Consider the following 21433-nt stretch of genomic DNA (forward strand, 5'->3'; position numbering starts at 1 on the left):
GTGCGGCGGGCGGCCGCCGGCCTACCGGATCCGGCGGCGCAGCCTGCGCAGGCCGACGCCGAGGGCGCACCGCACGCCGGGCGCCAGGCGCAGGGCGAGCGAGCCGCCACCGGTGGCGTAGGGCTGGGCCAGCAGCAGCCCGTGCCGGGTGCTGGGCAGCGCGACCGGCCGCATGCCGTCGCCGGCCGCCCGCACGGCGGCCCGCAGGATGCCGCCGTGGGTGCAGTGGACGCGCACGTGGATGTCCCACGCCTGCGGGGTGTCGGCGCGGCGCCGGCCCTGCCGCGCCAGCTCGGCGAGGTCGAGGGTCAGCTGTGCTCCCCAGACGGAGTCGTCGGCGACCAGCGGGCGGGTGTGCTCGACGACGGCCTCGCCGTCCCTGAGCCGCAGTTCGATGTCGACGGTGTGCGGGCGGGCCGCCGTCAGGCGCCCGTAGAGGTCGTGCACGCGCAGGCGCAGCTTGGTGCGGGAGCCCGTCCGGGGGTGCAGCACGGCGTCGACGGTGACCGGAAGCCGGCGGGCGGGTTTGGCGCCGGGGCCGGTGAGGCCGTCGAGGAGGACCTGCGGCAGGTCCGCCGCCCACACCGCCCGGCCCGCCACCTCGGCGTACGGCGGGAGCAGCCGGGCGGGCCGGGCGGCGAGCTGGGCGAGCCGGTCCAGGTCGCGGGGCGTGGCCGCGGCCAGCACGACCCGGGCGATCCAGCGCGCCGGGGCGCGGGCGGCGCACAGGTCGGCCTCGTCGTAGGAGGCCAGGCAGTCGCGGGCCACGCGCCACCAGGCGCGGCGGTAGCCGGGCCCGTGGCCGGGCAGCTCCCGGACGTACATGCGCAGGTCGTGGTCGAGGAACTTCACCCGCGCGGCGTGGGCCAGCGGGGCGCTGCCCGCTTCGCGGAAGATCTCCACGCTGTGCTGGTGGGCGCGGACGCGGGCCTGCCAGTTGGAGACGCGCTCGCGGTCGAGGGAGATCGACGGGTGGTCCGCGTCCCGCCGCACGTGCCAGATGTAGACGGTGTCGGGGACGGTCGCCACCCGGGGGGCGGCCGCCAGGACCCGGGCGGTGAAGACGAAGTCCTCGTAGCGGACGGGGCCTTCGGGGAAGGCGATTCCGTGCCCGGTGAGGAAGGCTCGGGCGTAGAGCTTGTTGACGCAGAGGGTGTCGCGCAGCAGCGCCGGGTGTTCCTCGGGGGAGTCGTGGACGGCGGGCCGCCGGTAGAGGGGGGCCTGCCAGGGGATGTCGCGCCGCCGGGGGAGCTCCCGGCGGACGCACAGCCCGGCCGCCACGGCGGCGTCGTGCCGCAGCGCCGCGTCCAGGAGCGCGGCCGCCGCGCCGCGGGGCAGGGCGTCGTCGCTGTCCAGGAACATCACATAGGGCGCGGTGGCCGCCCGCACGCCGTCGTTGCGCGGGGTGCCGCAGCCGCCGCTGTTGACGGCGCGGTGGATGACCTTCAGGCGGGGCTCGTCGGCGGCGATGCGGTCCAGGACGGCGCGGGTGCGGTCCGTGGAGGCGTCGTTCACGACGATGACCTCGGCGACGGCCGGTCCCTGGGCGAGGGCGGAGCGGACGGCGTGACCGATGTGCGCGGCGTCGTTGTAGCCGATGACGATCACGCCGACCCGTGCGGTGAGGATTCCGCTCCCGTTCACTGTCACAAAACACAGTCTTATCGAATAAGTACTGCTATTCGGGGCATTCTGCTCGTCCGCGTGGCCGGACGGCACGGCAAGAGGCCAGGGCAGGGGAGGGGCGCACATGGTGATGGAACGCGAACGCGAACGGGCACGCGAACGGGCACGGGCACGGGAAGGCGAACGGGCACAGGCACAGGAAGACGAACGGGCGCGGGAAGGCGAACGGCCCGCGACGGCGGCCGTGCCGCGGCGAGGGTGGGCCGGAGCCGCGCCGCTGGCGACCGTCGTGCCGGCCGCCGTCATGCTCGTCCTCGGCCTGTGGGGGCTGGACCGGGGCACGATGTGGCGGGACGAGGCGGCCACGTTCCAGGTGGCCCGTCGCTCGCTGCCGGAGATCTGGCGCCTGCTCGGGGACGTCGACGCCGTCCACGGCCTGTACTACCTGCTGATGCACCCTCTGCTCGCGGCGGGCGCGGGGGAGACGACGCTGCGGCTGCCGTCCGTCGTGGCGGCCGCGGCCACCGCCGCGCTGGTCGCCGCCCTCGGCCGCCGACTCGCCCGGCCCCGGGTGGGCCTGTGGGCGGGACTGCTGTACGCGGCCACCCCGTTCGTCAGCCACTACGCCCAGGAGGGCCGCTCGTACGCCCTGGTCGCGGCGGGGGCCGCGCTGGCCACCTGCCTGCTGATACGGGCCGTCGAGGGGACGCCGGGGGAGGCGGACGGGCTGCGCCGGCACGGGCGCTGGGCCGGCTACGGCGCGGTGGTCGCGGTCACGGCGCTGCTGCACGAGTTCGCCGTCCTGCTGCTGGCCGCGCACGCCGTGACCCTGCTGGTCTCCCGGGTCCCCGGGCGGGTGTGGCGCGGCTGGGGCTGCGCGGCGGTGGCCGCGTGCGGGCTGCTGGCGCCGCTGGCCCTGCTCTCGCGACGGCAGAGCGAACAGGTCTCGTGGATCCGTACGCCGGACTACGAACAGGTCAGGGCGCTGGTGTACGCCTTCGCGGGGCCCGGCGAGGCCGTCGTGGCCGTCACGCTGCTCCTGGCGGTCGTCGCGATCGTGGCCCCGCTGCCCCGCAAGGGGCCGATCGGGCTGACCGCGGTGGCCCTGCCGCTGGCCCTCGTACCGCCCGTCCTGCTCTATGCCGCGTCCCAGCGGCAGCCGCTCTTCCTCGACCGCTATCTGCTCTTCTGCCTCGCGGGGGTGCCGCTGCTCGCCGCGGCCGGCGCCGAGCGGCTGCTCGGACTCCTGCCGTGGCGGCGGGTGGCGACGGCGGCCGGAGTGGCGGCCGTCGCCGCGGCCTTCGTCTGGCAGCTGCCCTTCCAGGAACGGGAGCGGCTGCCGAGCAGCCGGGGTGACGAGCTCGCCCGCGTCGCCTCCGCGGTCGGCCGGGTGGCCCGGCCGGGGGACGCGGTGCTGTTCCTCCCGCTGCACGAGCGCCGGATATCCCTGGCCTACCCGCGCGACTTCACCGGGCTGCGCGACCTCACGCTCAGGAGGTCGCCCGCCGCGTCCGGCACCCTCTTCGGGGAGGAGGTCGGGGCGGCCGAGCTGCGGGCCCGGCTGCGGGGGCTGCCCGCGCGGCAGCGGGTGTGGGTGGTGGCGGACACGACCACCGTGGGCACGCCGTGGTTCCGCGCCCAGCGCGAGGAGTTCGCCAAGACGACCGCGCTGGGCGCGCTGTACCGGGAGGAGTCCACCGTGTTCGTACGCGGCGGCTCCGTGTCGCTGTACGTACGCCGTCAGGGAGGGCGCTGAGGCCCGGGGGCCGCCGGGTCACTTGACGGCGCCGGCCATCACCCCGCTCACGAACTGGCGCTGGAAGGCGAAGAAGACCGCGAGCGGCACGATCATCGACAGGAACGCACCCGAGGCGAGGATGTCGACGTTGTCGCCGAACTGGCGGACCTGCTGCTGCAGGGCGACCGTGATCGGGGGATTGCCGCTGTCCGCGAAGATCAGCGCCACCAGCATGTCGTTCCACACCCACAGGAACTGGAAGATGCCCAGCGAGGCGATGGCCGGTCCGCCCAGCGGCAGCACGACCCGGGTGAACAGCCGCAGCTCGCCCGCCCCGTCCAGCCGGGCCGCCTCCAGCAGCTCGCGCGGTATCTCCGCGAAGAAGTTGCGCAGCAGGAACACCGCGAAGGGCAGACCGAAGGCGGTGTGGAAGAGGACGACGCCCACCGTGGACTCGAAGATGCCCAGCGTGTTGAAGAGCTTCGCCACCGGAATGAGGGCCACCTGTACGGGCACCACCAGCAGTCCCACGACCACCATGAACCACCAGTCCCGGCCGGGGAAGTCCAGCCAGGCGAAGGCGTAGCCCGCCAGCGCGCCGATCAGGATCACCAGCACGGTCGCCGGGACGGTGATCAGGGCGGTGGTCAGCAGGGACTGCATGACCTTGTCGTTGGCGAAGAGCGTGCTGTAGCTCTCCGTCGTGAGCTGGGCCGGGTGGGCGAAGACCTGCCACCAGCCCGACGCCGCGATGTCCGACTTGTCGCGGAGGGAGGAGAGCAGCAGCCCGACCGTGGGCATCAGCCAGAACAGCCCCACCACGACGAGGAAGACCCGCAGGAGGCCCCCGCCCAGGCGGGCGGCGATCCGTGCCGGCAGCGACTGCTCGGCCCGTACGACCGTGTTCGCGGTCGGGGTGACGCGTGCGGTGCTCATCGCCGGCCCTCCTTCTCCCTGCGGATCCGCCGGACGTTGACGACCACCACCGGCAGGACGAGCAGCAGCAGGAGGACGGCGATGGCGCTGCCCACGCCCTGGTTGACGTTCGTGCCGAAGGAGGACTGGTAGAGCTGCAGGGCCAGTACGTTGGCGTTGTCGAGGCTGGAGCCGGGCGCGATGATGTAGACGAGGTCGAAGATCTTCAGCACGTTGATCATGAGCGTGACGACCACGACCGCCAGCACCGGCGCCAGCAGCGGCACCGTCACCCGCCGGAAGACCTGCCACTCGTTCGCGCCGTCCACCCGCGCCGCCTCCAGCAGTTCGCGCGGCACGCCCGCCAGGCCCGCCGCGATGAGGACCATGGCGAAGCCCGCCCACATCCAGATGTAGGCGCCGATGATGGACGGCGTCACCAGGGTGGGCCCGAGCCAGTCCACCCCGTTGTACGCGGCGGCGAAGTTCGCCGCGGGCAGCCGCAGCCGGGCGCCGTCGGCCGCCGGGGGCAGGGTGAACGTCCCGTCCCCGGCCGTGGTGGCCGAGGCGACCGCACGGCCGTCCTTGACGGCTTCCACCGTCACCCCGGCCAGGGCCTTCTCGCCCGCGTCGATCTTCCCGGCGGTCCCGCCGCCGCCCCGGGTGAAGTCCATCCACACCGTGCCGGTGACCTTGCCCGCCACGTCCCGCGCGGGAATCGCCTCCTTCGCCCCGCCGACGTCCTCCGGCTTCACGGCCACCAGCGGCAGCGCGACCGCCGTGCCCGCCCGCACCGCGCCCCGGGTGGTGTACGAGCCGCCGTCGCTCGCCGTCAGGTCGCCGTTCGGCCGGGGTCGCGCCCCGGGGTAGGGCGCGGGCGCGGCGAACGTGTCGTGGATGCCGACCCACACGGCGTTGGCGACGCCGCGGTCCGGGTTCTGCTCGTACACCAGCCGGAAGATGATGCCCGCGGCGAGCATCGAGATGGCCATGGGCATGAAGACGACCAGTTTGAACGCCGTGCCCCAGCGCACCCGTTCGGTGAGCACCGCGAAGATCAGGCCCAGGGCGGTGGCCACGGCCGGCGCCACGACCACCCAGACGACGTTGTTCCTCAGGGCCGTGCGGATCCGGTCGTCGGTGAAGACCTCCTGGTAGTTGTCGGCGCCGACGAAGCCGTCGCCGGAGGCGTCGAAGAGGCTGCGGTAGAGGGAGTAGCCGATGGGATAGACGACGAGGGCCCCGAGCAGGGCCAGCGCGGGCAGCAGGAAGCAGGCGGCGATCCACGGGCGCGTGCCGAGCACGCCCCGGGTCCCGGCCGCCGGTCGCTTCCCGGCCGCGGGCGGGGGAGCGGTCGCGGAGGTCACGGCGGTGGCCCCGTCAGCTCGTGAAGGCCTTGGCCGCGTCGGTCTCCAGCCGCTGCTGGATGCCCGCCACGTCCTTCGGGTCGCGCAGGAAGTCCTGCAGGTGCTTCCACTCGCCCTGCCCCGGCTTGCCGCCGAACGCGGCGGGGGCCTGGTCGGACATGTCGAAGCGGAAGTCGTCGCCCGCCGCCACCACCGCCTTGGCGATGGAACGCAGCACCTCGTCGGGGTAGGCGGTCAGCGGCAGGCTCTTGTTCGGCGAGACGAAGCCGCCGTCCTTCGCCCAGATCGCCGCCGCGTCCGGGGAGGCCAGGAACGTCAGCAGCGCCTGGGCGGCCTGCCCGTCCTTCAGTGCCACGCCCACGTCCCCGCCGGTCACCACCGGGGAGCGGCTGCCCACCGCGGGGAAGGGGAAGACCTTGGCGTCCGTACCGATCCTCGCCTTGGCGCCGGTGATGGTGGCGGCGGAGAAGTCGCCCTCGAAGACCATGGCGGCCTTCGCCTTCTCCCCGCCGCTGAAGGTCTGGCTGACCGAGGCGGGGAACTGCGTCTGCAGCGCGCCGTCGTTGCCGCCCGCCAGCAGCTCCTTCTTGCCGAAGAGCTGGGCCAGCGTCTCCAGCGCGTCCTTCACGGACCCGTCCGTCCATTTGATCTTGTGCTGGGCGAGCTGGTCGTACTTGTCCCGGCCCGCCTGCGAGAGGTAGACGTTCTCGAACCAGTCGGTGAGCGTCCAGCCGTCCGCGCCGCCGACCGAGACCGGCGAGACGCCGAAGTCGGCGACGGCCTGGGCGGTGCGCAGGAACTCCTGCCAGTTCTTCGGCTCCTTGGCGCCCGCCGCTTCGAATATCTTGGTGTTGTACCAGACGAGGGACTTGTTCGTGGCCTTGAAGTACACGCCGTACTGCTTGCCCTCGGAGGCGCCGAGTTCCCGCCAGCCCTTGGCGAAGTTCTTGTCCAGCTGGGCGTTGGCCTCGGCGCCGAGCGGCTTGAGCCAGCCCTTCTTCGCGAATTCCCGCAGGACGCCGGGCTGTTGCAGCATGGCGACGTCCGGCGGATCGCCGCCGGCGACCTTCGAGCCGACGAACGCCGACATGTCGTCGCCGCTCGGCACGAACGAGACCTCCGCGCCGGTGCGCTTGGCGAACTCGTCCAGCACCTTGGTGAAGCTCTTCTGCTCGGCGCCGGTCCACACGGCGGTCACCTTGAGCTTCTGGCCGTTGAGCTTGGGGAGTTGGACGGTGTGGGGGATGACGTCGGACTTGCCGGGAGCCGGTGCGCCGCTCGCGTCGCCCTTGCCTCCGTCGTCATCGCCGCCGCCGCAGCCGGCCGCGGTGAGCGCCAGGCTCCCCGCCACGACCAGGGCGAGCGTGCCGCGTATGGCGCGCGTGGATGGTGTTGCGGTCGGTGATGTGCGTGTCGCCCTGCGCATGGCCCGTACCTCCCGTGCCCGGTCCCCGTTGACGGCCGCGCCGTGCGTTGTCCCTGCGTACGGCCGCACTCCCGTGCGACAGTCCTACGCCGGGTGTCAGGTCACCGCAATACCGTCTCCGGGGTGAACGGGCCGATCGTGACCGGGATGTGACGCGCTGTCGACAGCAGGGGCCGGCGACGGCGCGGTCACAGCAACGACGGGGCGGCCTGCGCGCCCGCGGACTGGGCCGCCCGCTGCAGGGCGCTGGCCAGCAGGGCCAGGTCGGTCGGTCCGTTGCCCAGCTCGCGCAGCGGGCGCCGGGTGGGCGGGTCGCCCATGCGCTGCCAGTCCAGGGGGACCACCGTCGGCCGCTGCGTGGCCGTACGGGGGATGCGGCCGGTGACCCGGCCCGCCTGGAAGGGGATGGTCGCGGCGTCGTCGGGGCGCTGCAGCCGGCCCCGGCCGGGGGCCGGTTCGCCCGCGCCCGTGCCGTCCGCTTCCGTCGCGGGCGCGTCGGCCGACGGCGGCGCGATCTCCAGCGTCGCCCGCAGCCCGGCCCGTTCGACCGCCGCCGTGTCGGCCGTACGGTCCGGGCGGCCCGACGCGACGATCAGATGGACGCCCAGCCGCTCGCCGTCGCGGGCCACGGACTCCAGCGCCCTGACCACCGAACCGGCCGCCGGCCGGCCCGTGGCCCCCAGGGCGGGGGCGACCAGGGCGTCGAAGTCGTCGACGAGGACGACGAGCCGCGGCAGCGCGGTCTCGGCCGTGCGCGCCGGACCGCCGCGCTGGGTGCGCAGCTTCAGGGTGCCGCTGGAGGCCGATTCGAGGTCGCCGGAAGAGGGCTCCACCGGGCGGCGCGGGGCGACCACCGAGGGCGCGGAGGCCGCGGTGTCGCGCTCGTGCCAGCCGGAGAAGTCGAGGGTGCCCAGCAGCTCGGCGCGGCGCTTGAGCTCCGAGCTCAGCGCCTGGGCGAACTCCCGCATCCGCACCGGGTCGGAGGCGGCGAGGTAGGTCGAGACGTGCGGCAGGTCCGTGCAGACCCGCAGGCCCTCCCCGCGCTCGGCGGCCGCGCCGTCGACCAGGACCAGCGAGAGCCGGTCGGGCCGGTCGGCGGCGGCCAGCGACGCGGCGAGCGAGCGCAGCAGTTCGGTCTTCCCGCTGCCGCGTCCGCCGTGCACCACCAGGTGCGGGCCGTCCGCCGCCAGGTCGACCGTGAGCGGCCCGTGCGGCCCGGCGCCCAGCACGGCGACGGCCCGGCCCCCGGGCCGGGCGCCCCGGTCTGTCGCGGCCGCCCAGCGGGCGGTGAGCGAGGCGGGGGTGGCGCGGGCGAGGCCCAGTTCGTCCAGCAGCCGCGCGGTGCGCGGCAGCGCCGCCGCGATGCGCGAGCCCTGTGGCGCGCCGCCGGCGGTGTCCGCGAGCCGCAGCGGGGCCAGCGCCCGGGCGAACCGCTCGGCCCAGGCGCCGGAGACGGCGTCGAGTGCGGCGATGACCGGCCGTCCGGCGGCACCCTCCACGGCTGCTGTGGTGCTCTGCTGCCCCTGGCCCCCGGCCTGCGGGGCCGATGCGGGCACCTGGCGGATGACCTGGACCACCGTGGCCACGTCGCCGCTGAGCAGGGCGACGGCGCCGCAGTGCGGGAAGGCGGGCGAGGCCGCCGCGGCCGTCTTGAGGGTCGCCGACACCGGGGAGGAGGGCGTGGTGGCCGGGGCGTCCGCCAGGCACAGCAGGTGGATGCCGGCCGCCGGGCCGGCCACGGCCAGCCGGGCGACCGTCTCGCGCAGGGCCGCCGAGCCGGGGTCGCCGTCCACGATCAGCACCGTGTACGGACCGCGGTGGCGCCCGGCGGCCGCGGCGATCACCTCGGGGGAGGCACCCGGCCAGCTCGTGCCCAGCGGGCCGTCGTCCAGGCGGCGCACCAGCTCGGCCGTGCGGGCCTCGGCCTGCTCGCGGTCGTAGGCCAGCAGCAGGCGGCAGTCCTGCCCGTGCGCGGGCCGCACGTGCGGCAGCCAGCCCAGCCAGGACCACTCCGCCAGCCGCTCCTCGACGGGGCGTGCGCGGTCGGCGCTGATCAGTACGTACTCGAGCGAGGCCGGCGCGTGCAGCGCGGCGAGCTGCGCGAGGACGGAGCGGGCCAGCCCGGACAGCCGCGCCCGGGGGCCGGCCAGGCCCAGCGAACCGGTCTCCCGCAGGCCGACCGTGACCGGCACGGACGGCAGCGGGCCGCCGCCGTCGGGGCGGTAGCGGTCGGCCGTGCCCAGCCGCACGGTCAGCAGGTCGGGGTGGTCCGCGCCGCGCTCCCACAGGCGCGGCCCCGGCCCGAGCGCGGTCAGCAGGACGGCGGCCGGGTCCGGCCAGCGCTCGCGCAGCGCGGCCGCGCCGGAGCCGGCGGGACCGCTCGCGGCACTCTCGCCGCCGGCCGGGCGCTGCTCCGTGGCGGGGTCGCCGGGGCGCCGGTCGCCGTCGCGTCCGGTCAGCCCGCCGGTCAGCCGGCGGGCCCAGGCTCCTATGCCGCGGCCGCGCCGCTTGCCGCCCGGCTCGGCGGCCTCGGGCCGCTCGGGGTCCGCGGCGGGCTCGGGCCGGCCCGGGGCCGGCGGGGCGCCCAGGTCGGCGTACCCGGCGGCGCTGGTGGTGGCACCGGGCCCCGCCGGGGCGGGCGCGGTGGCGGGGCCGGCCGGGGCGTGGCCCGCGCCGGGGCCGCCGTGCCAGGTGCCCTCGCCGTAGGCCGTGCCCGGCGTGCCGTTGCCCTGGGAGGCGCGCGGGGGTGTGCCGCCGGGGTGCGGGGCGCCCGGCGCGCCCTGCGCCGGGGCGGCGTCGGGCGCCGCCCCCACCCGCAGGTGCCCCTCGCCGTCCGGCACCGCCGCCAGGACGCCGGGCCCGGAACCGTTCGGGGAGCCCGCGCCGTGCAGGCCGAGCGTGGATTCGCCGACCCGCAGCAGGGCGCCCGCCGGCAGCGGCACGGGCTCGCCGCCCACCGCCTCGCCGTCGAGCAGCGTGCCGTTGGTGGAGCCCAGGTCGTGCAGGGTGACCGAGCCGTCGTCGGCGAGGGTCACCGCGCAGTGCAGGCGGGAGACGTCGGGGTCGTCCAGCGGGATGTCGGCGGAGCTCGAGCGGCCGACGCGGACCTCGCCGCCGTGCAGCAGGTGGACGCCGCCGGCGTCCGGGCCGGAGACCACGTGCAGCCGGGCGGCCGCGTCCGGGACGCCGGAGTGGAGCACGCCCGCGTGCCGCTCGGGATCGGCGGGGGCGCCCAGCGAGAGCACCGCGCCGTCCGTCAGCGGCGGCTCGCCCAGCGCGCAGCGCTGGGGGTCGAGGCGCTCGGCGCCGGCGTGGACCACGACGGCACCGCTGCCGAGGTCGGAGCCGGCCGCCGCGACGGCGGTCGCGAGTCCGCTCGCCACGGCCGCGAGCGCGGTCCCCGTGGGGGCGGTCACGAGCACATCGCAGGCGCACGTGGTGTGGCCGCTGAGCGGCCCGAGGACGGTCAGCCGGATCTGCATCGCCGTCAACGGTCCCTTCCTGCCCCGGGTGTGCGGCGGGGTCAGGCCTCCCCCCACCGCGCACGGGCGCGTCGGCACGTACAGGTCACCACGTCGCGCGGGGTCTCCCGCTCCCTCCCCGCCGCATCCGTGCTGCGAGCATCCTCGCACCTGCCGCCGACGACGCGCCCGGCGAGAGCCGATTCGTGATCTTGAACGACCATCCGAGTATCGGAAAGCTCGCGGCCCACGTCCGTCATTGGCTGATTTCTTTAACCGCTTGTCCGCTCTCGACCTATTTATTGCTGTTGTTTACGAGAGCTTCCGCCGCGCGGCAACCATCCGCCCGCGACCCGCGTCTTTCCCACAAGCCCCACCGGATTCGCCGGACGAACGGTCCGGGACGCGGCACTACAGTGGGCGGGAAGCCGAACACCTCGGAGAGCTTGGATCACAGAGCTCGCATCACGACCAGGGAGCGCATGACGTGCGGCCGGTAGGCAGCAAATACCTGCTCGAGGAGCCGCTCGGACGCGGGGCCACGGGCACCGTCTGGCGAGCGCGCCAGCGCGAGTCGGCCGGTGCCGAGGCGGCGGTGGCCGGGCAGCCCGGCGAGACCGTCGCGATCAAGGTCCTCAAGGAGGAGCTGGCCAACGACGCGGACGTCGTGATGCGCTTCCTGCGCGAGCGGTCCGTCCTGCTCCGGCTCACCCACCCGAACATCGTCCGCACCCGCGACCTGGTGGTCGAGGGCGACCTGCTCGCGCTCGTCATGGACCTCGTCGACGGCCCGGACCTGCACCGCTATCTCCGCGAGAACGGCCCCTTCAGCCCGGTCGCGGCCGCACTGCTGACCGCGCAGATCGCCGACGCGCTGGCCGCCAGCCACGCCGACGGCATCGTCCACCGCGACCTGAAGCCCGCCAACGTCCTGCTGAAGAGCGACGGCGGCCAGATGCACCCGATGCTCACCGACTTCGGCATCGCGCGCCTGGCCGACTCGCCGGGCCTCACCCGCACCCACGAGTTCGTCGGCACCCCGGCCTACGTCGCGCCCGAGTCCGCCGAGGGCCGCCCGCAGACCTCCGCCGTCGACATCTATGGCGCCGGCATCCTGCTGTACGAGCTGGTCACCGGCCGTCCGCCGTTCGCCGGCGCGACCGCGCTGGAGGTGCTCCACCAGCACCTGAGCGCCGAGCCGCGCCGCCCCACGACGGTCCCCGAGCCGCTGTGGACGGTCATAGAGCGCTGCCTGAGCAAGCGGCCCGAGGAGCGGCCGTCCGCCGAGAACCTCGCCCGCGCCCTGCGCGTGGTCGCCGCGGGCGTCGGCGTCCACGCCTCCCCGGCGCAGGCCGAGGCCGCCCTCGGCGTCGGAGCGCTGCTCGCCCCGGACCCCGATCCCGCCACCGTGCCCGGCACCGGCCTGGGCGCCGGCCCGGCGGCCGGCTCCGGCGACGCCGACCCCACGCAGATGCTGCCGCCCGTCGCCCCGGGGTCGTACGACCCGAACGCCGCGACGAGCGTGATGAACAGCACCGGCCACGGCGCCGGGCCCGACGCCGACCCCACGCAGATGCTGCCCGCGGGCGGCCCCGGCGCGCACGGCGGCCCGGACCGCACGCGCGTCATGCCGCCCGTCCCCCCGGGCCCGCCGCAGGGCCGGCCGGACCAGCAGCAGGGCGACAGCCCGCACCCGTGGCAGACGCAGATGCGCGCGGCCCGCGACCGCAACGACCAGACCCAGGTGCAGTACCTCGACCCGAGCGAGGACCCGCTGCGCCGCCGCCCCGCCCGCCGCCCGGGGCCCGCGCCCCAGCAGCCCCAGCAGCAGTACGGGCAGCAGCACGGCCAGCAGTCGTACGGGCAGCAGCAGTACCCCGCCCAGGCCCCGCAGCCGCGGCCCCAGCAGTACGCGCCGCCGCGCGCCCCGCAGGGCCGCCCGGAGCGGCGGCCGCAGCGCCACCACACGCCGCAGCCTCCCCAGCCGCAGCCGTACACCCCGCCGCCCGCCCCCGCGCCGGCCCCCGCTCCGCGCCGCGAGCCGCGCCCGCCCCGGCAGCGCAGCGCGAACCCGATGCGGATCCCGGGGCTGGGCTGCCTCAAGGGCTGCCTGTTCATGATCGTGGTGCTGGTCCTCGGCTCCTGGCTGGTGTGGGAGTTCACCCCGCTCAAGGACTGGGTGGCCGACGGCAAGAGCTTCTGGGACGCCACGTGGGACTGGGTCACCGACTTCAAGGACTGGATCTCGAACGTCGGTTCCCAGGCCAAATAGGCCGCCGTGCCGGGCTCCGCGTGTCTGTCGATATGTCGACACCTGAAGGGTGTTTTCTGCCGCAGAAGTGACGGTTGGCGGCGAATCGGAGTCCCCAACGGTCCGTCAGACGCGTAGCTTGGTCGCCAGTGCGTCTGTCGGATGACGGAGGAGTCGGGGAACAGTCTTGGCACGGAAGATCGGCAGCCGGTACACCGCCCATCAGGTCCTGGGACGCGGCAGCGCCGGGACGGTGTGGCTCGGCGAAGGCCCCGAGGGGCCCGTCGCCATCAAGCTCCTGCGTGAGGACCTCGCCTCCGACCAGGAGCTGGTCGGCCGCTTCGTGCAGGAGCGCGCGGCCCTCCTCGGTCTGGACCACCCGCGCGTGGTCGGCGTCCGCGACCTCGTCGTCGACGGCGCCGACCTCGCCCTGGTCATGGACCTCATCCGCGGCACGGACCTGCGCACGCGGCTCGACCGCGAGCGCCGCCTGGCGCCCGAGGCGGCCGTCGCCATCGTCGCCGACGTCGCGGACGCGCTCGCCGCCGCCCACGCCGCCGGGATCATCCACCGCGACGTCAAGCCCGAGAACGTCCTGCTCGACATGCAGGGCCCGCTCGGCCCCGCCGGCGCCCACCCCGCGCTGCTCACCGACTTCGGCATCGCCCGCCTCGTGGACTTCCCGCGCCCCGCCCGCGAGCGGTCCGCCGGGGGCTCCGGCGACACGGCGGGCGGCCGCTCGCCGAGCCCGCGCAGCGTCATCGGCACCCCCGACTACCTCGCCCCCGAGATCATCGAGGGCCTGCCGCCGCGCGCCTCCGTCGACGTCTACGCCCTGGCCACCGTTCTGTACGAGCTGCTCGCCGGCTTCACGCCCTTCGGCGGCGGCCATCCGGGCGCGGTGCTGCGCCGGCACGTGACGGAGACCGTGGCGCCGCTGCCCGGCATCCCCGACGAGCTGTGGCAGCTGATCGTCCAGTGCCTGGCCAAGGCGCCCGCCTCCCGGCTGCGCGCCTCGGAGCTCGCCGCGCGCCTGCGCGAACTGCTGCCCGGCCTGGCCGGGATCCCGCCGCTCGACATCGACGAGCAGCCGGACGAGGAGGCCGAAGCGGCGGGCGCGGAGCGCGAGGGGCCGTACGAGGCCGCCGCGGCCGCACCCGGCGCCGCCGAGCCGCGCCGGCGCGGCGCCGTCCCGCTGGTGCCCGGCGGCGTTTCCGACTCCTCCCGCGACACGCACACCAGCATGCGCGTCCCCGGGCCCGAGGAGCTCGCGGGCGGCGCCCACGGCACGGCGCGCGCCCCGCGCGCGCCCGGCCAGCCGCGCGCCGGGTCCGCCCGCAACCGGGCCGAGGCCGCGCGGCGGCGCCGGATCAAGCTGGGCGCGGCGGCCGTGGCCCTGGCTGCCGCCGCCGGCGTGGGGGGCTGGTTCGCCACGAGCGGCGGCTCCGACCCCGGCGACGCCAAGCCGGGCGGCAAGCCCGGCGTCCACCGCACCGACCCCGCGCGGCCCCCGGCCGGGCCCGGCCGGGACTCCGGGCAGGGCTCGGTGGCCCCGCTGCGCTAGGCGTCCGGGCCGCTCCGGCGGCCCCCGGGGCGGCCCCCGGACCGCCCTTCGGACCGGGATGCCGCGTGTAGCCGTTAGGCTGGGTGCGTGGCAGTCGTTGATGTATCCGAAGAGCTGAAGTCCCTCTCCTCGACCATGGGGTCGATCGAGGCCGTTCTGGACCTCGACAGGATGAGGGCCGACGTCGCCGTGCTCGAGGAGCAGGCGGCCGCCCCGTCCCTGTGGGACGACCCCGCCGAGGCGCAGAAGATCACCAGCCAGCTGTCGCACCTCCAGGCCGAGGTCCGCAAGGCGGAGACCCTGCGCGCCCGCATCGACGACCTCGCCGTGCTCTTCGAGCTCGCCGAGGCCGAGGACGACGCGGACACCCTGGCCGAGGCCGAGGCCGAGATGGCGTCGGTCCGCAAGGCGCTGGACGAGATGGAGGTCCGCACCCTCCTGTCCGGCGAGTACGACTCCCGCGAGGCGCTGGTCAACATCCGCGCCGAGGCCGGCGGCGTCGACGCCTCCGACTTCGCCGAGCGCCTGCAGCGCATGTACCTGCGCTGGGCCGAGCGCCACGGCTACAAGACCGAGATCTACGAGACCTCGTACGCCGAAGAGGCCGGCATCAAGTCGACCACCTTCGCCGTCCAGTCCCCGTACGCCTACGGCACGCTCTCCGTCGAGCAGGGCACGCACCGCCTGGTGCGCATCTCGCCCTTCGACAACCAGGGCCGCCGCCAGACGTCCTTCGCCGGCGTCGAGGTGCTCCCGGTCGTCGAGCAGACCGACCACGTCGAGATCGACGAGTCGGACCTGCGCGTCGACGTCTACCGCTCCTCCGGTCCCGGCGGCCAGGGCGTCAACACGACCGACTCCGCGGTCCGCCTGACGCACCTCCCCACCGGCATCGTGGTCTCCTGCCAGAACGAGCGCTCGCAGATCCAGAACAAGGCGACCGCCATGAACGTCCTCCAGGCCAAGCTCCTCGAGCGCCAGCGCCAGGAGGAGCGCGCCAAGATGGACGCCCTCAAGGGCGACGGCGGCAGCTCCTGGGGCAACCAGATGCGTTCGTACGTCCTGCACCCGTACCAGATGGTCAAGGACCTGCGTACCGAGTTCGAGGTCGGCAACCCGCAGTCGGTGCTCGACGGCGAGATCGACGGCTTCCTGGAGGCCGGTATCCGCTGGCGCAAGCAGCAGGAGCAGGCCGAGAAGTAGGCGTCGGCGACGCCTGACGACAACTGCGAACAACCCCCCGCCTAGCGGGACATACCCGCCCGTAACTTCCTTGACGCTGCCCGGAAAACTGGGAAGGCTGACGGGTGGCATGCGATCACTGGGGCGCGTGTGGCGGGGGCGAGGCGGCACGGCCGGTACGGCATTCGTACGGCCGGAGTCACGCCGTCCCCGGAACGCCCCCGCCCCGTGCATTGGCTGCTCCAATGACGAGATCGGCTACTGGGGGTAGCAGCAGATGACGAACAAGACGCGACTGCGTGTCGCGCGAATAGCCGCGGGCGCGATGATCGCCGCGGGCGCCTCCCTGACGGCCGCGGGCGCGGCCTCGGCCGCCGGTGTGGACGTCGAGGTCGGCGGCGCCAAGGTGAAGGCCCACGTGGGCGTGCGTGCGCCCGACGGCGACCCGACCACGGGTCCGACCGAGATCCCGCAGCCCCCGACCTCTGGGGGCTCCACTTCCGGCGGTTCGACCAGCGGTGGCTCGACCGGGGGCGACCCGACGACCAGCGGCGGCTCCACGAGCGGCGGCTCCACGAGCGGTGGCTCCACCGGTGGTGACCCGACGACCTCCGGTGGCTCCACCTCCGGCGGTTCGACCAGCGGTGGCTCCACCGGTGGTGACCCGACGACCTCCGGCGGTTCCACCTCCGGCGGTTCGACCAGCGGTGGCTCCACCGGTGGTGACCCGACGACCTCCGGCGGCTCCACCAGCGGCGGCTCCACCAGCGGCGGTTCCACCTCGGGTGGTTCCACCAGTGGCGGCTCCACCTCCGGTGGCTCGACCTCCGGCGGTTCCACCTCGGGTGGTTCGACTAGCGGCGGCTCCACCTCCGGCGGCTCGACCTCCGGTGGTTCCACCTCGGGTGGTTCGACCAGCGGTGGCTCCACCTCCGGCGGCTCCACCAGCGGTGGCTCCACCGGTGGCGGCGACCACGACGGCTCCTCCGCCACCGGCGGCAGCGGCTCGACCGGCGGCAGCGGCGACGACGACACCCACACCTGCCCCGTGGACACCGACGGCAACTGCAACACCGGCACCGACAGCGCCGGCTCGCGGCCCGTGGACCAGGGCAAGGACAAGGAGGAGCTCGCCCAGGTCGGCCAGCCCAGCCAGGGCGGCTCGTCCGGTTCCTCCGACTCCGCCACGCCGTCCGGTGAGCTTGCCCAGACCGGTGCCGGTCAGACCGCCTTCCTGCTGGCCGGCGCCGCGACGATGATCGCGGGCGGCATCGGCTTCCGGATGCTGCCGCGCCTGATCAACCGCGGTACCGCCGCCTGACGGCCGTACCCCAGCTGACACGATCGAGGCCCGGAGCGCTGTCGCGCTCCGGGCCTCGATGGCTCAGTTCGGCGTCGGGGCGTCACCCGGCGAAGCCGCGGGCGAGCACGGCCACCGCGACGAGCGCCACCAGCAGCGCTATCAGCGCGGCCGGCGTCAGCCCGCCGAAGACGCCTTCCTGGTGCTGCAGCCGCTCACGGCTGGCCCGGCACACCGGGCACCTGCCCTCGGCGACGGGGGCCGCGCAGTTGGCGCACACCAGTCGGTCGCATGTCATGCGAATTCCTCCTCCGGTACGTCCAACGCGCGAGAAAGCCGAGCGGTTCCCCTTACCACTGTGCCAGCTTTCCCGCCGTTCGGCGCGGGCGGTCCCCCAAACCACGGGATGGGGGCCGAATGTCCGGGACTTTGTCCCCGATGGGGCGGGTCATCGGCGTCAACGCCGGATGCCCACTGCGCGTGCACGAGTGGTTCGGTAGGGTCACGCACACCGACGGACGCCGTACGACGCGGCTCCGTGCCGCTACGAGGTCGACACGTGGTGCACTTGTGATCCGATTCGACAACGTCTCCAAGTCCTATCCGAAGCAGAACCGCCCGGCACTCCGGGACGTCTCGCTCGAGATCGACAAGGGCGAGTTCGTCTTCCTGGTCGGCTCCTCGGGTTCCGGGAAGTCCACGTTCCTGCGCCTGCTGCTGCGCGAGGAACGCGCCACCCACGGTCAGGTCCACGTGCTCGGCAAGGACCTCGCCCGGCTGTCCCACTGGAAAGTGCCCCACATGCGCCGCCAGTTGGGCACCGTCTTCCAGGACTTCCGGCTGCTGCCCAACAAGACCGTCGGGCAGAACGTCGCCTTCGCCCTGGAGGTCATCGGAAAGCCGCGCGGGGAGATCCGCAAGGCCGTGCCGCAGGTCCTGGAGCTGGTGGGGCTCGGCGGCAAGGAGGAGCGGATGCCCGGTGAGCTCTCCGGCGGCGAGCAGCAGCGGGTCGCGATCGCCCGCGCGTTCGTCAACCGCCCCCTGCTGCTGATCGCCGACGAGCCGACCGGAAACCTGGACCCCCAGACCTCCGTCGGCATCATGAAGCTGCTGGACCGCATCAACCGCACGGGGACCACAGTGATCATGGCCACCCACGACCAGCAGATCGTCGACCAGATGCGCAAGCGCGTCATCGAACTCGAACAGGGCCGTCTCGTGCGCGACCAGGCGCGCGGCGTCTACGGCTACCAGCACTGAACCGCCTGACGGCACTGAAGGCACTTGAAAGGACGCCATGCGCGCCCAGTTCGTCCTGTCGGAGATCGGCGTCGGTCTCCGCCGCAATCTCACGATGACCTTCGCGGTGATCGTCTCCGTCGCCCTGTCGCTCGCCCTGTTCGGCGGTTCCCTGCTCATGCGGGAGCAGGTCGGCACGATGAAGGGCTATTGGTACGACAAGGTCAACGTGTCGATCTACCTCTGCAACAAGAACGACGCCGAGACCCAGCCCGCCTGCGCCCGGGGCGCGGTCACCGAGGACCAGAAGAAGCAGATCAGGGCCGATCTGGAGAAGATGCCGATCGTCCAGGACGTCCAGTTCGAGACGACGGACGAGGCGTACAAGCACTACAAGGAGCAGTTCGGAAAGTCCCCGATCGCCTCCTTCCTCACCCCCGACCAGATGCAGGAGTCCTTCCGCGTCAAGCTCCGCGACCCCGCCAAGTACCAGGTCGTCTCCAGCGCCTTCGCCCAGCGCGCCGGGGTGCAGGAGGTGGAGGACCAGCGCAAGACGCTCGAGCCGCTGCTCAACCTCCTCAACGGCATGAACATCGCGGCCCTGGGCGTGATGGCGCTGATGCTGGTGGTGGCCCTGATGCTGATCGTGAACACGGTCCGGGTCTCCGCCTTCAGCCGCCGCCGCGAGACGGGGATCATGCGGCTGGTCGGCGCCTCCAGCTTCTACATCCAGATCCCGTTCATCATGGAGGCCGCGTTCGCCGGGCTGCTCGGCGCGGGCTTCGCGTGCGTCCTGCTGGTGGGCGGCCAGTACTTCCTGGTGAACAACTGGCTGGTTCACCAGATCGACGTCATTCAGTTCATCGGGTGGGACGCGGTGCTGGCCAAGCTCCCGCTCGTGCTCGCCATCGGGCTGCTGATGCCCGCCCTGGCGGCCTTCGTCGCGCTGTGGAGATACCTCAAGGTGTGAGACCTGCCAAGGGCGTCGTACGGTCAACTCCCCGTGCGGCGCGCCCGGGTGTCCTAGACTCACGCGCATGCCCGGCCCGACGATGTTCGCTCCGCAGCGCCGCGCCCGCCGCGGAGCGGCGCTGACATTGGTCTTCGCCGGTGTGCTGGCGACGGGCGCCGCCGCCGGAGCGTTCGACGCGGACCCCGACGACGGCCGGACTCCGGCGTACGGCGCCCCCGCGCGCACCGCCGCCCGGGCCGTCGACCGCAACGCCGTGGACCGCCGGGCCGTCGAGGCCGCCGCCGAGGCGGCCGCGCAGGACGGCCGGTCCGGCTCGGAGGCGGCCGCCGAGGTGGTCAGCCGCAGCGGCGACAGCTGGGGCGCGGTCTACAGCGCCCGGGAGTACGAGGGCTTCGCGCTCGCCCTGGACGGCGCGTACGTCGGCGTGGGCCTCACCACCCGGCGCACCCCCGACGGCCGGATGGAGGCGGGCAGCGTCCTGCCCGGCAGCCCCGCCGAGCGCGCCGGCATCGCGTCCGGCGACCGCATCGTCAGCATCGACGGCACGGACGTCACCGGCCGCCCGGTCACCGAGGTGGTCTCCCTCCTGCGCGGCGACCGCCCCCGCGACGACCGGTCCGCCGGGGCGGCCCGGAGCGGGCCGAACGGGGTCGGCACGCCCGTACGCCTGGTGCTGCAGCGCGGGCGGAGGCAGTGGGAGCGGACGCTGCGGCGGGTGCGGCTGGTCACCGAGAGCGTCGAGGTCGCCCGGACCGGTGACGGCGGGGGGCCGCCCGCCACCCTGGTCAAGGTCGTCTCCTTCACCAAGGGCACCGGCGAGCGGGTCCGCGAGGCGGTGGCCGGAGCCCCGCACGGCGAGGGCGTCGTGCTGGACCTGCGCGGCAACTCCGGCGGGCTGGTCACCGAGGCCGTCACCGCGGCCTCCGCCTTCCTCGACGGCGGCCTCGTCGCCACCTACGACGTCCACGGCCGCCAGCGGGCCCTGCGGGCGCAGCGGGGCGGGGACACCCGGCGGCCGCTGGTCGTCCTCGTCGACGGCGGCACGATGAGCGCCGCCGAGCTGCTGGCCGGGGCGCTGCAGGACCGCGGCCGGGCGGTCGTGGTCGGCTCGTGGACCTTCGGCAAGGGGTCCATCCAGATGCCCAGCCGGCTGCCCGACGGCTCGGTCGCCGAGCTCACCGTGGGCCACTACCGCACTCCCGCGGGCCGCCGGGTCGACGGCGCCGGCATCGCCCCCGACCTCGCCGTACGCGGCGACGCCGAGCAGCGGGCCCGCACAGTATTGGGTGGCCTCGGGGGTGGGTCCTAGTGCGAGAATGGCGGCGCTATGGCTAAGAAAGAGAAGACGGGTCGCAAACTGGTCGCGCAGAACAAGAAGGCGCGACACGATTACCACATTCTGGACACCTATGAATGCGGCATGGTGCTGACCGGCACCGAGGTGAAGTCGCTGCGCCAGGGTCGTTCCTCGCTGGTGGACGGCTTCGTGCAGATCGACGGCGGCGAGGCCTGGCTGCACCAGGCCCACATCCCCGAGTACGCCCAGGGCACGTGGACCAACCACAGCGCGCGCCGCAAGCGCAAGCTGCTGATGCACCGGGCGGAGATCGACAAGCTCGACTCGAAGTCGCAGGAGACGGGGCACACCATCGTGCCGCTCGCCATCTACTTCAAGGACGGCCGGGCCAAGGTCGAGATCGCCCTGGCCAAGGGCAAGAAGGAGTACGACAAGCGCCAGACGCTGCGCGAGAAGCAGGACACGCGCGAGTCGAACCGGGCGATCGCGGCCGCCCGCAGGCGTCAGCGGGCCCAGCAGGCCCAGCGGGGCTAGCCCCTCCGGGAATACGCTGGCACCGTCGTGCGTTGGTCACGTACGATGGGCGAACCGCACACCGGCTGGTAACCGGTGCGCAGCTTGAAAACACAACATGGGGATGATCGGTTTCGACAGCGGATGTCGAAGCAGGGGAAGCGTGTCGAGGAAGCGGCAATGATCTCGTAAACCATATGTCGCAACCAATAATCGCCAACACCAAGCGCGATTCCTTCGCCCTCGCTGCCTAAGTAGCGACTCGCGAAGTGTCAGCCCGGGGCTGTTCCCGACCCGGATCCTGGCATCAGCTAGGGAACTAAACCACCAGGCCTGGCCACGGGGCCTGGTGGGAAATCAAACAGTGGCTGGGCCTGTCGGAGACTTGTTCGCGTGATCTCCGGGGCCGAGAAAATCGCAGCGAACTGCACACGGAGAAGCCCTGATTCTGCACCGTTGGACGCGGGTTCGATTCCCGCCATCTCCACTCATCCCATGTGAGGCGAAGGCCCCACCGCCGAAAGGCGGTGGGGCCTTCGTCGTGTCCACGGCCCTCCGGGAGCAACCGCACGCCCGGCCCG

Annotated in this window: 15 protein-coding genes and 1 other RNA gene; 10 read left to right on the forward strand and 6 right to left on the reverse strand. The window is 74.0% G+C overall.

Annotated features, from left to right (window positions below; genetic code table 11):
• Positions 1 to 21 precede the first annotated feature (21 nt).
• Positions 22 to 1650: a glycosyltransferase family 2 protein gene (locus tag IE295_RS32300; RefSeq protein ID WP_224323613.1), complete on the reverse strand. Its 1629-nt coding sequence runs from the start codon at positions 1648 to 1650 to the stop codon at positions 22 to 24.
• A gap of 100 nt (positions 1651 to 1750) precedes the next feature.
• On the opposite strand from IE295_RS32300, the gene IE295_RS32305 reads away from it, so the two are divergent.
• On the forward strand, positions 1751 to 3382 hold the full coding sequence (locus IE295_RS32305) for a glycosyltransferase family 39 protein (RefSeq protein WP_224323614.1): 1632 nt from the start codon (positions 1751 to 1753) through the stop codon (positions 3380 to 3382).
• Between the two features lie 18 nt (positions 3383 to 3400).
• Here the strand turns inward: IE295_RS32305 and IE295_RS32310 are convergent, their stop codons facing one another.
• The 4 genes from IE295_RS32310 to IE295_RS32325 all read right to left on the reverse strand — a co-directional run bounded on the left by IE295_RS32310 (position 3401) and on the right by IE295_RS32325 (position 10554).
• On the reverse strand, positions 3401 to 4300 hold the full coding sequence (locus tag IE295_RS32310) for a carbohydrate ABC transporter permease (RefSeq protein ID WP_190067364.1): 900 nt from the start codon (positions 4298 to 4300) through the stop codon (positions 3401 to 3403).
• Complete coding sequence (locus tag IE295_RS32315) at positions 4297 to 5646, reverse strand: carbohydrate ABC transporter permease (protein WP_190067365.1); 1350 nt, start codon at positions 5644 to 5646, stop codon at positions 4297 to 4299. Before IE295_RS32315 ends, IE295_RS32310 begins: the two co-directional genes overlap by 4 nt.
• Positions 5647 to 5659: 13 nt before the next feature.
• Entirely contained in the window at positions 5660 to 7072 is a 1413-nt protein-coding gene (locus IE295_RS32320) for an ABC transporter substrate-binding protein (RefSeq protein ID WP_190067366.1), read from the reverse strand.
• A gap of 188 nt (positions 7073 to 7260) precedes the next feature.
• A complete protein-coding gene (locus tag IE295_RS32325) occupies positions 7261 to 10554 on the reverse strand; it encodes an FtsK/SpoIIIE domain-containing protein (RefSeq protein WP_190067386.1) in 3294 nt (1097 codons plus the stop codon).
• 466 nt (positions 10555 to 11020) lie between these two features.
• On the opposite strand from IE295_RS32325, the gene IE295_RS32330 reads away from it, so the two are divergent.
• The 4 genes from IE295_RS32330 to IE295_RS32345 all read left to right on the forward strand — a co-directional run bounded on the left by IE295_RS32330 (position 11021) and on the right by IE295_RS32345 (position 16851).
• Complete coding sequence (locus tag IE295_RS32330) at positions 11021 to 12805, forward strand: serine/threonine-protein kinase (RefSeq protein ID WP_190067367.1); 1785 nt, start codon at positions 11021 to 11023, stop codon at positions 12803 to 12805.
• Positions 12806 to 12971: 166 nt separating this feature from the next.
• Positions 12972 to 14348, forward strand: a complete 1377-nt coding sequence (locus tag IE295_RS32335; protein ID WP_190067368.1) for a serine/threonine-protein kinase — start codon at positions 12972 to 12974, stop codon at positions 14346 to 14348.
• Positions 14349 to 14435: 87 nt separating this feature from the next.
• The gene (prfB, locus tag IE295_RS32340) at positions 14436 to 15551 is read left to right on the forward strand and encodes a peptide chain release factor 2 (RefSeq protein WP_190067369.1); all 1116 of its coding nucleotides are present in this window, start codon (positions 14436 to 14438) and stop codon (positions 15549 to 15551) included.
• A 256-nt stretch (positions 15552 to 15807) separates the two neighbouring features.
• Positions 15808 to 16851, forward strand: coding sequence for a hypothetical protein (locus IE295_RS32345; protein WP_190067370.1), 1044 nt, complete (start codon positions 15808 to 15810; stop codon positions 16849 to 16851).
• A gap of 82 nt (positions 16852 to 16933) precedes the next feature.
• Here the strand turns inward: IE295_RS32345 and IE295_RS32350 are convergent, their stop codons facing one another.
• Complete coding sequence (locus IE295_RS32350; RefSeq protein ID WP_086567842.1) at positions 16934 to 17128, reverse strand: hypothetical protein; 195 nt, start codon at positions 17126 to 17128, stop codon at positions 16934 to 16936.
• Positions 17129 to 17400: 272 nt separating this feature from the next.
• Here IE295_RS32350 and ftsE point away from each other — a divergent pair, with 272 nt between their 5' ends.
• The 5 genes from ftsE (at position 17401) to ssrA (ending at position 21342) form a co-directional block, all read left to right on the forward strand.
• Positions 17401 to 18090 (forward strand): cell division ATP-binding protein FtsE, encoded by a 690-nt coding sequence (ftsE, locus tag IE295_RS32355; RefSeq protein WP_190067371.1) that lies wholly within the window; start codon positions 17401 to 17403, stop codon positions 18088 to 18090.
• A gap of 37 nt (positions 18091 to 18127) precedes the next feature.
• Positions 18128 to 19039 carry a permease-like cell division protein FtsX gene (ftsX, locus tag IE295_RS32360; protein ID WP_190067372.1) on the forward strand — a complete coding sequence of 304 codons (912 nt, stop codon included), beginning with the start codon at positions 18128 to 18130 and terminating at the stop codon, positions 19037 to 19039.
• Between the two features lie 67 nt (positions 19040 to 19106).
• Positions 19107 to 20351: a S41 family peptidase gene (locus tag IE295_RS32365; RefSeq protein ID WP_190067373.1), complete on the forward strand. Its 1245-nt coding sequence runs from the start codon at positions 19107 to 19109 to the stop codon at positions 20349 to 20351.
• An 18-nt stretch (positions 20352 to 20369) separates the two neighbouring features.
• A complete protein-coding gene (gene smpB, locus IE295_RS32370) occupies positions 20370 to 20873 on the forward strand; it encodes an SsrA-binding protein SmpB (RefSeq protein WP_190067374.1) in 504 nt (167 codons plus the stop codon).
• A 99-nt stretch (positions 20874 to 20972) separates the two neighbouring features.
• Positions 20973 to 21342, forward strand: a transfer-messenger RNA (tmRNA) gene (ssrA, locus tag IE295_RS32375).
• The last annotated feature ends 91 nt before the right edge of the window (positions 21343 to 21433 follow it).

Source organism: Streptomyces griseocarneus, assembly GCF_014655595.1.
Classification (GTDB): domain Bacteria; phylum Actinomycetota; class Actinomycetes; order Streptomycetales; family Streptomycetaceae; genus Streptomyces; species Streptomyces griseocarneus.

Bases quoted from the DNA above. Each gene is read 5' to 3' on its own strand.
- IE295_RS32305 (WP_224323614.1), top strand. From the start codon at position 1,751: ATGGTGATGGAACGCGAACGCGAACGGGCACGCGAACGGGCACGGGCA.
- ftsX (WP_190067372.1), top strand. From the start codon at position 18,128: ATGCGCGCCCAGTTCGTCCTGTCGGAGATCGGCGTCGGTCTCCGCCGC.
- IE295_RS32350 (WP_086567842.1), bottom strand. From the start codon at position 17,128: ATGACATGCGACCGACTGGTGTGCGCCAACTGCGCGGCCCCCGTCGCC.
- IE295_RS32310 (WP_190067364.1), bottom strand. From the start codon at position 4,300: ATGAGCACCGCACGCGTCACCCCGACCGCGAACACGGTCGTACGGGCC.
- smpB (WP_190067374.1), top strand. From the start codon at position 20,370: ATGGCTAAGAAAGAGAAGACGGGTCGCAAACTGGTCGCGCAGAACAAG.
- IE295_RS32345 (WP_190067370.1), top strand. From the start codon at position 15,808: ATGACGAACAAGACGCGACTGCGTGTCGCGCGAATAGCCGCGGGCGCG.
- IE295_RS32320 (WP_190067366.1), bottom strand. From the start codon at position 7,072: ATGCGCAGGGCGACACGCACATCACCGACCGCAACACCATCCACGCGC.
- IE295_RS32365 (WP_190067373.1), top strand. From the start codon at position 19,107: ATGCCCGGCCCGACGATGTTCGCTCCGCAGCGCCGCGCCCGCCGCGGA.
- IE295_RS32325 (WP_190067386.1), bottom strand. From the start codon at position 10,554: ATGCAGATCCGGCTGACCGTCCTCGGGCCGCTCAGCGGCCACACCACG.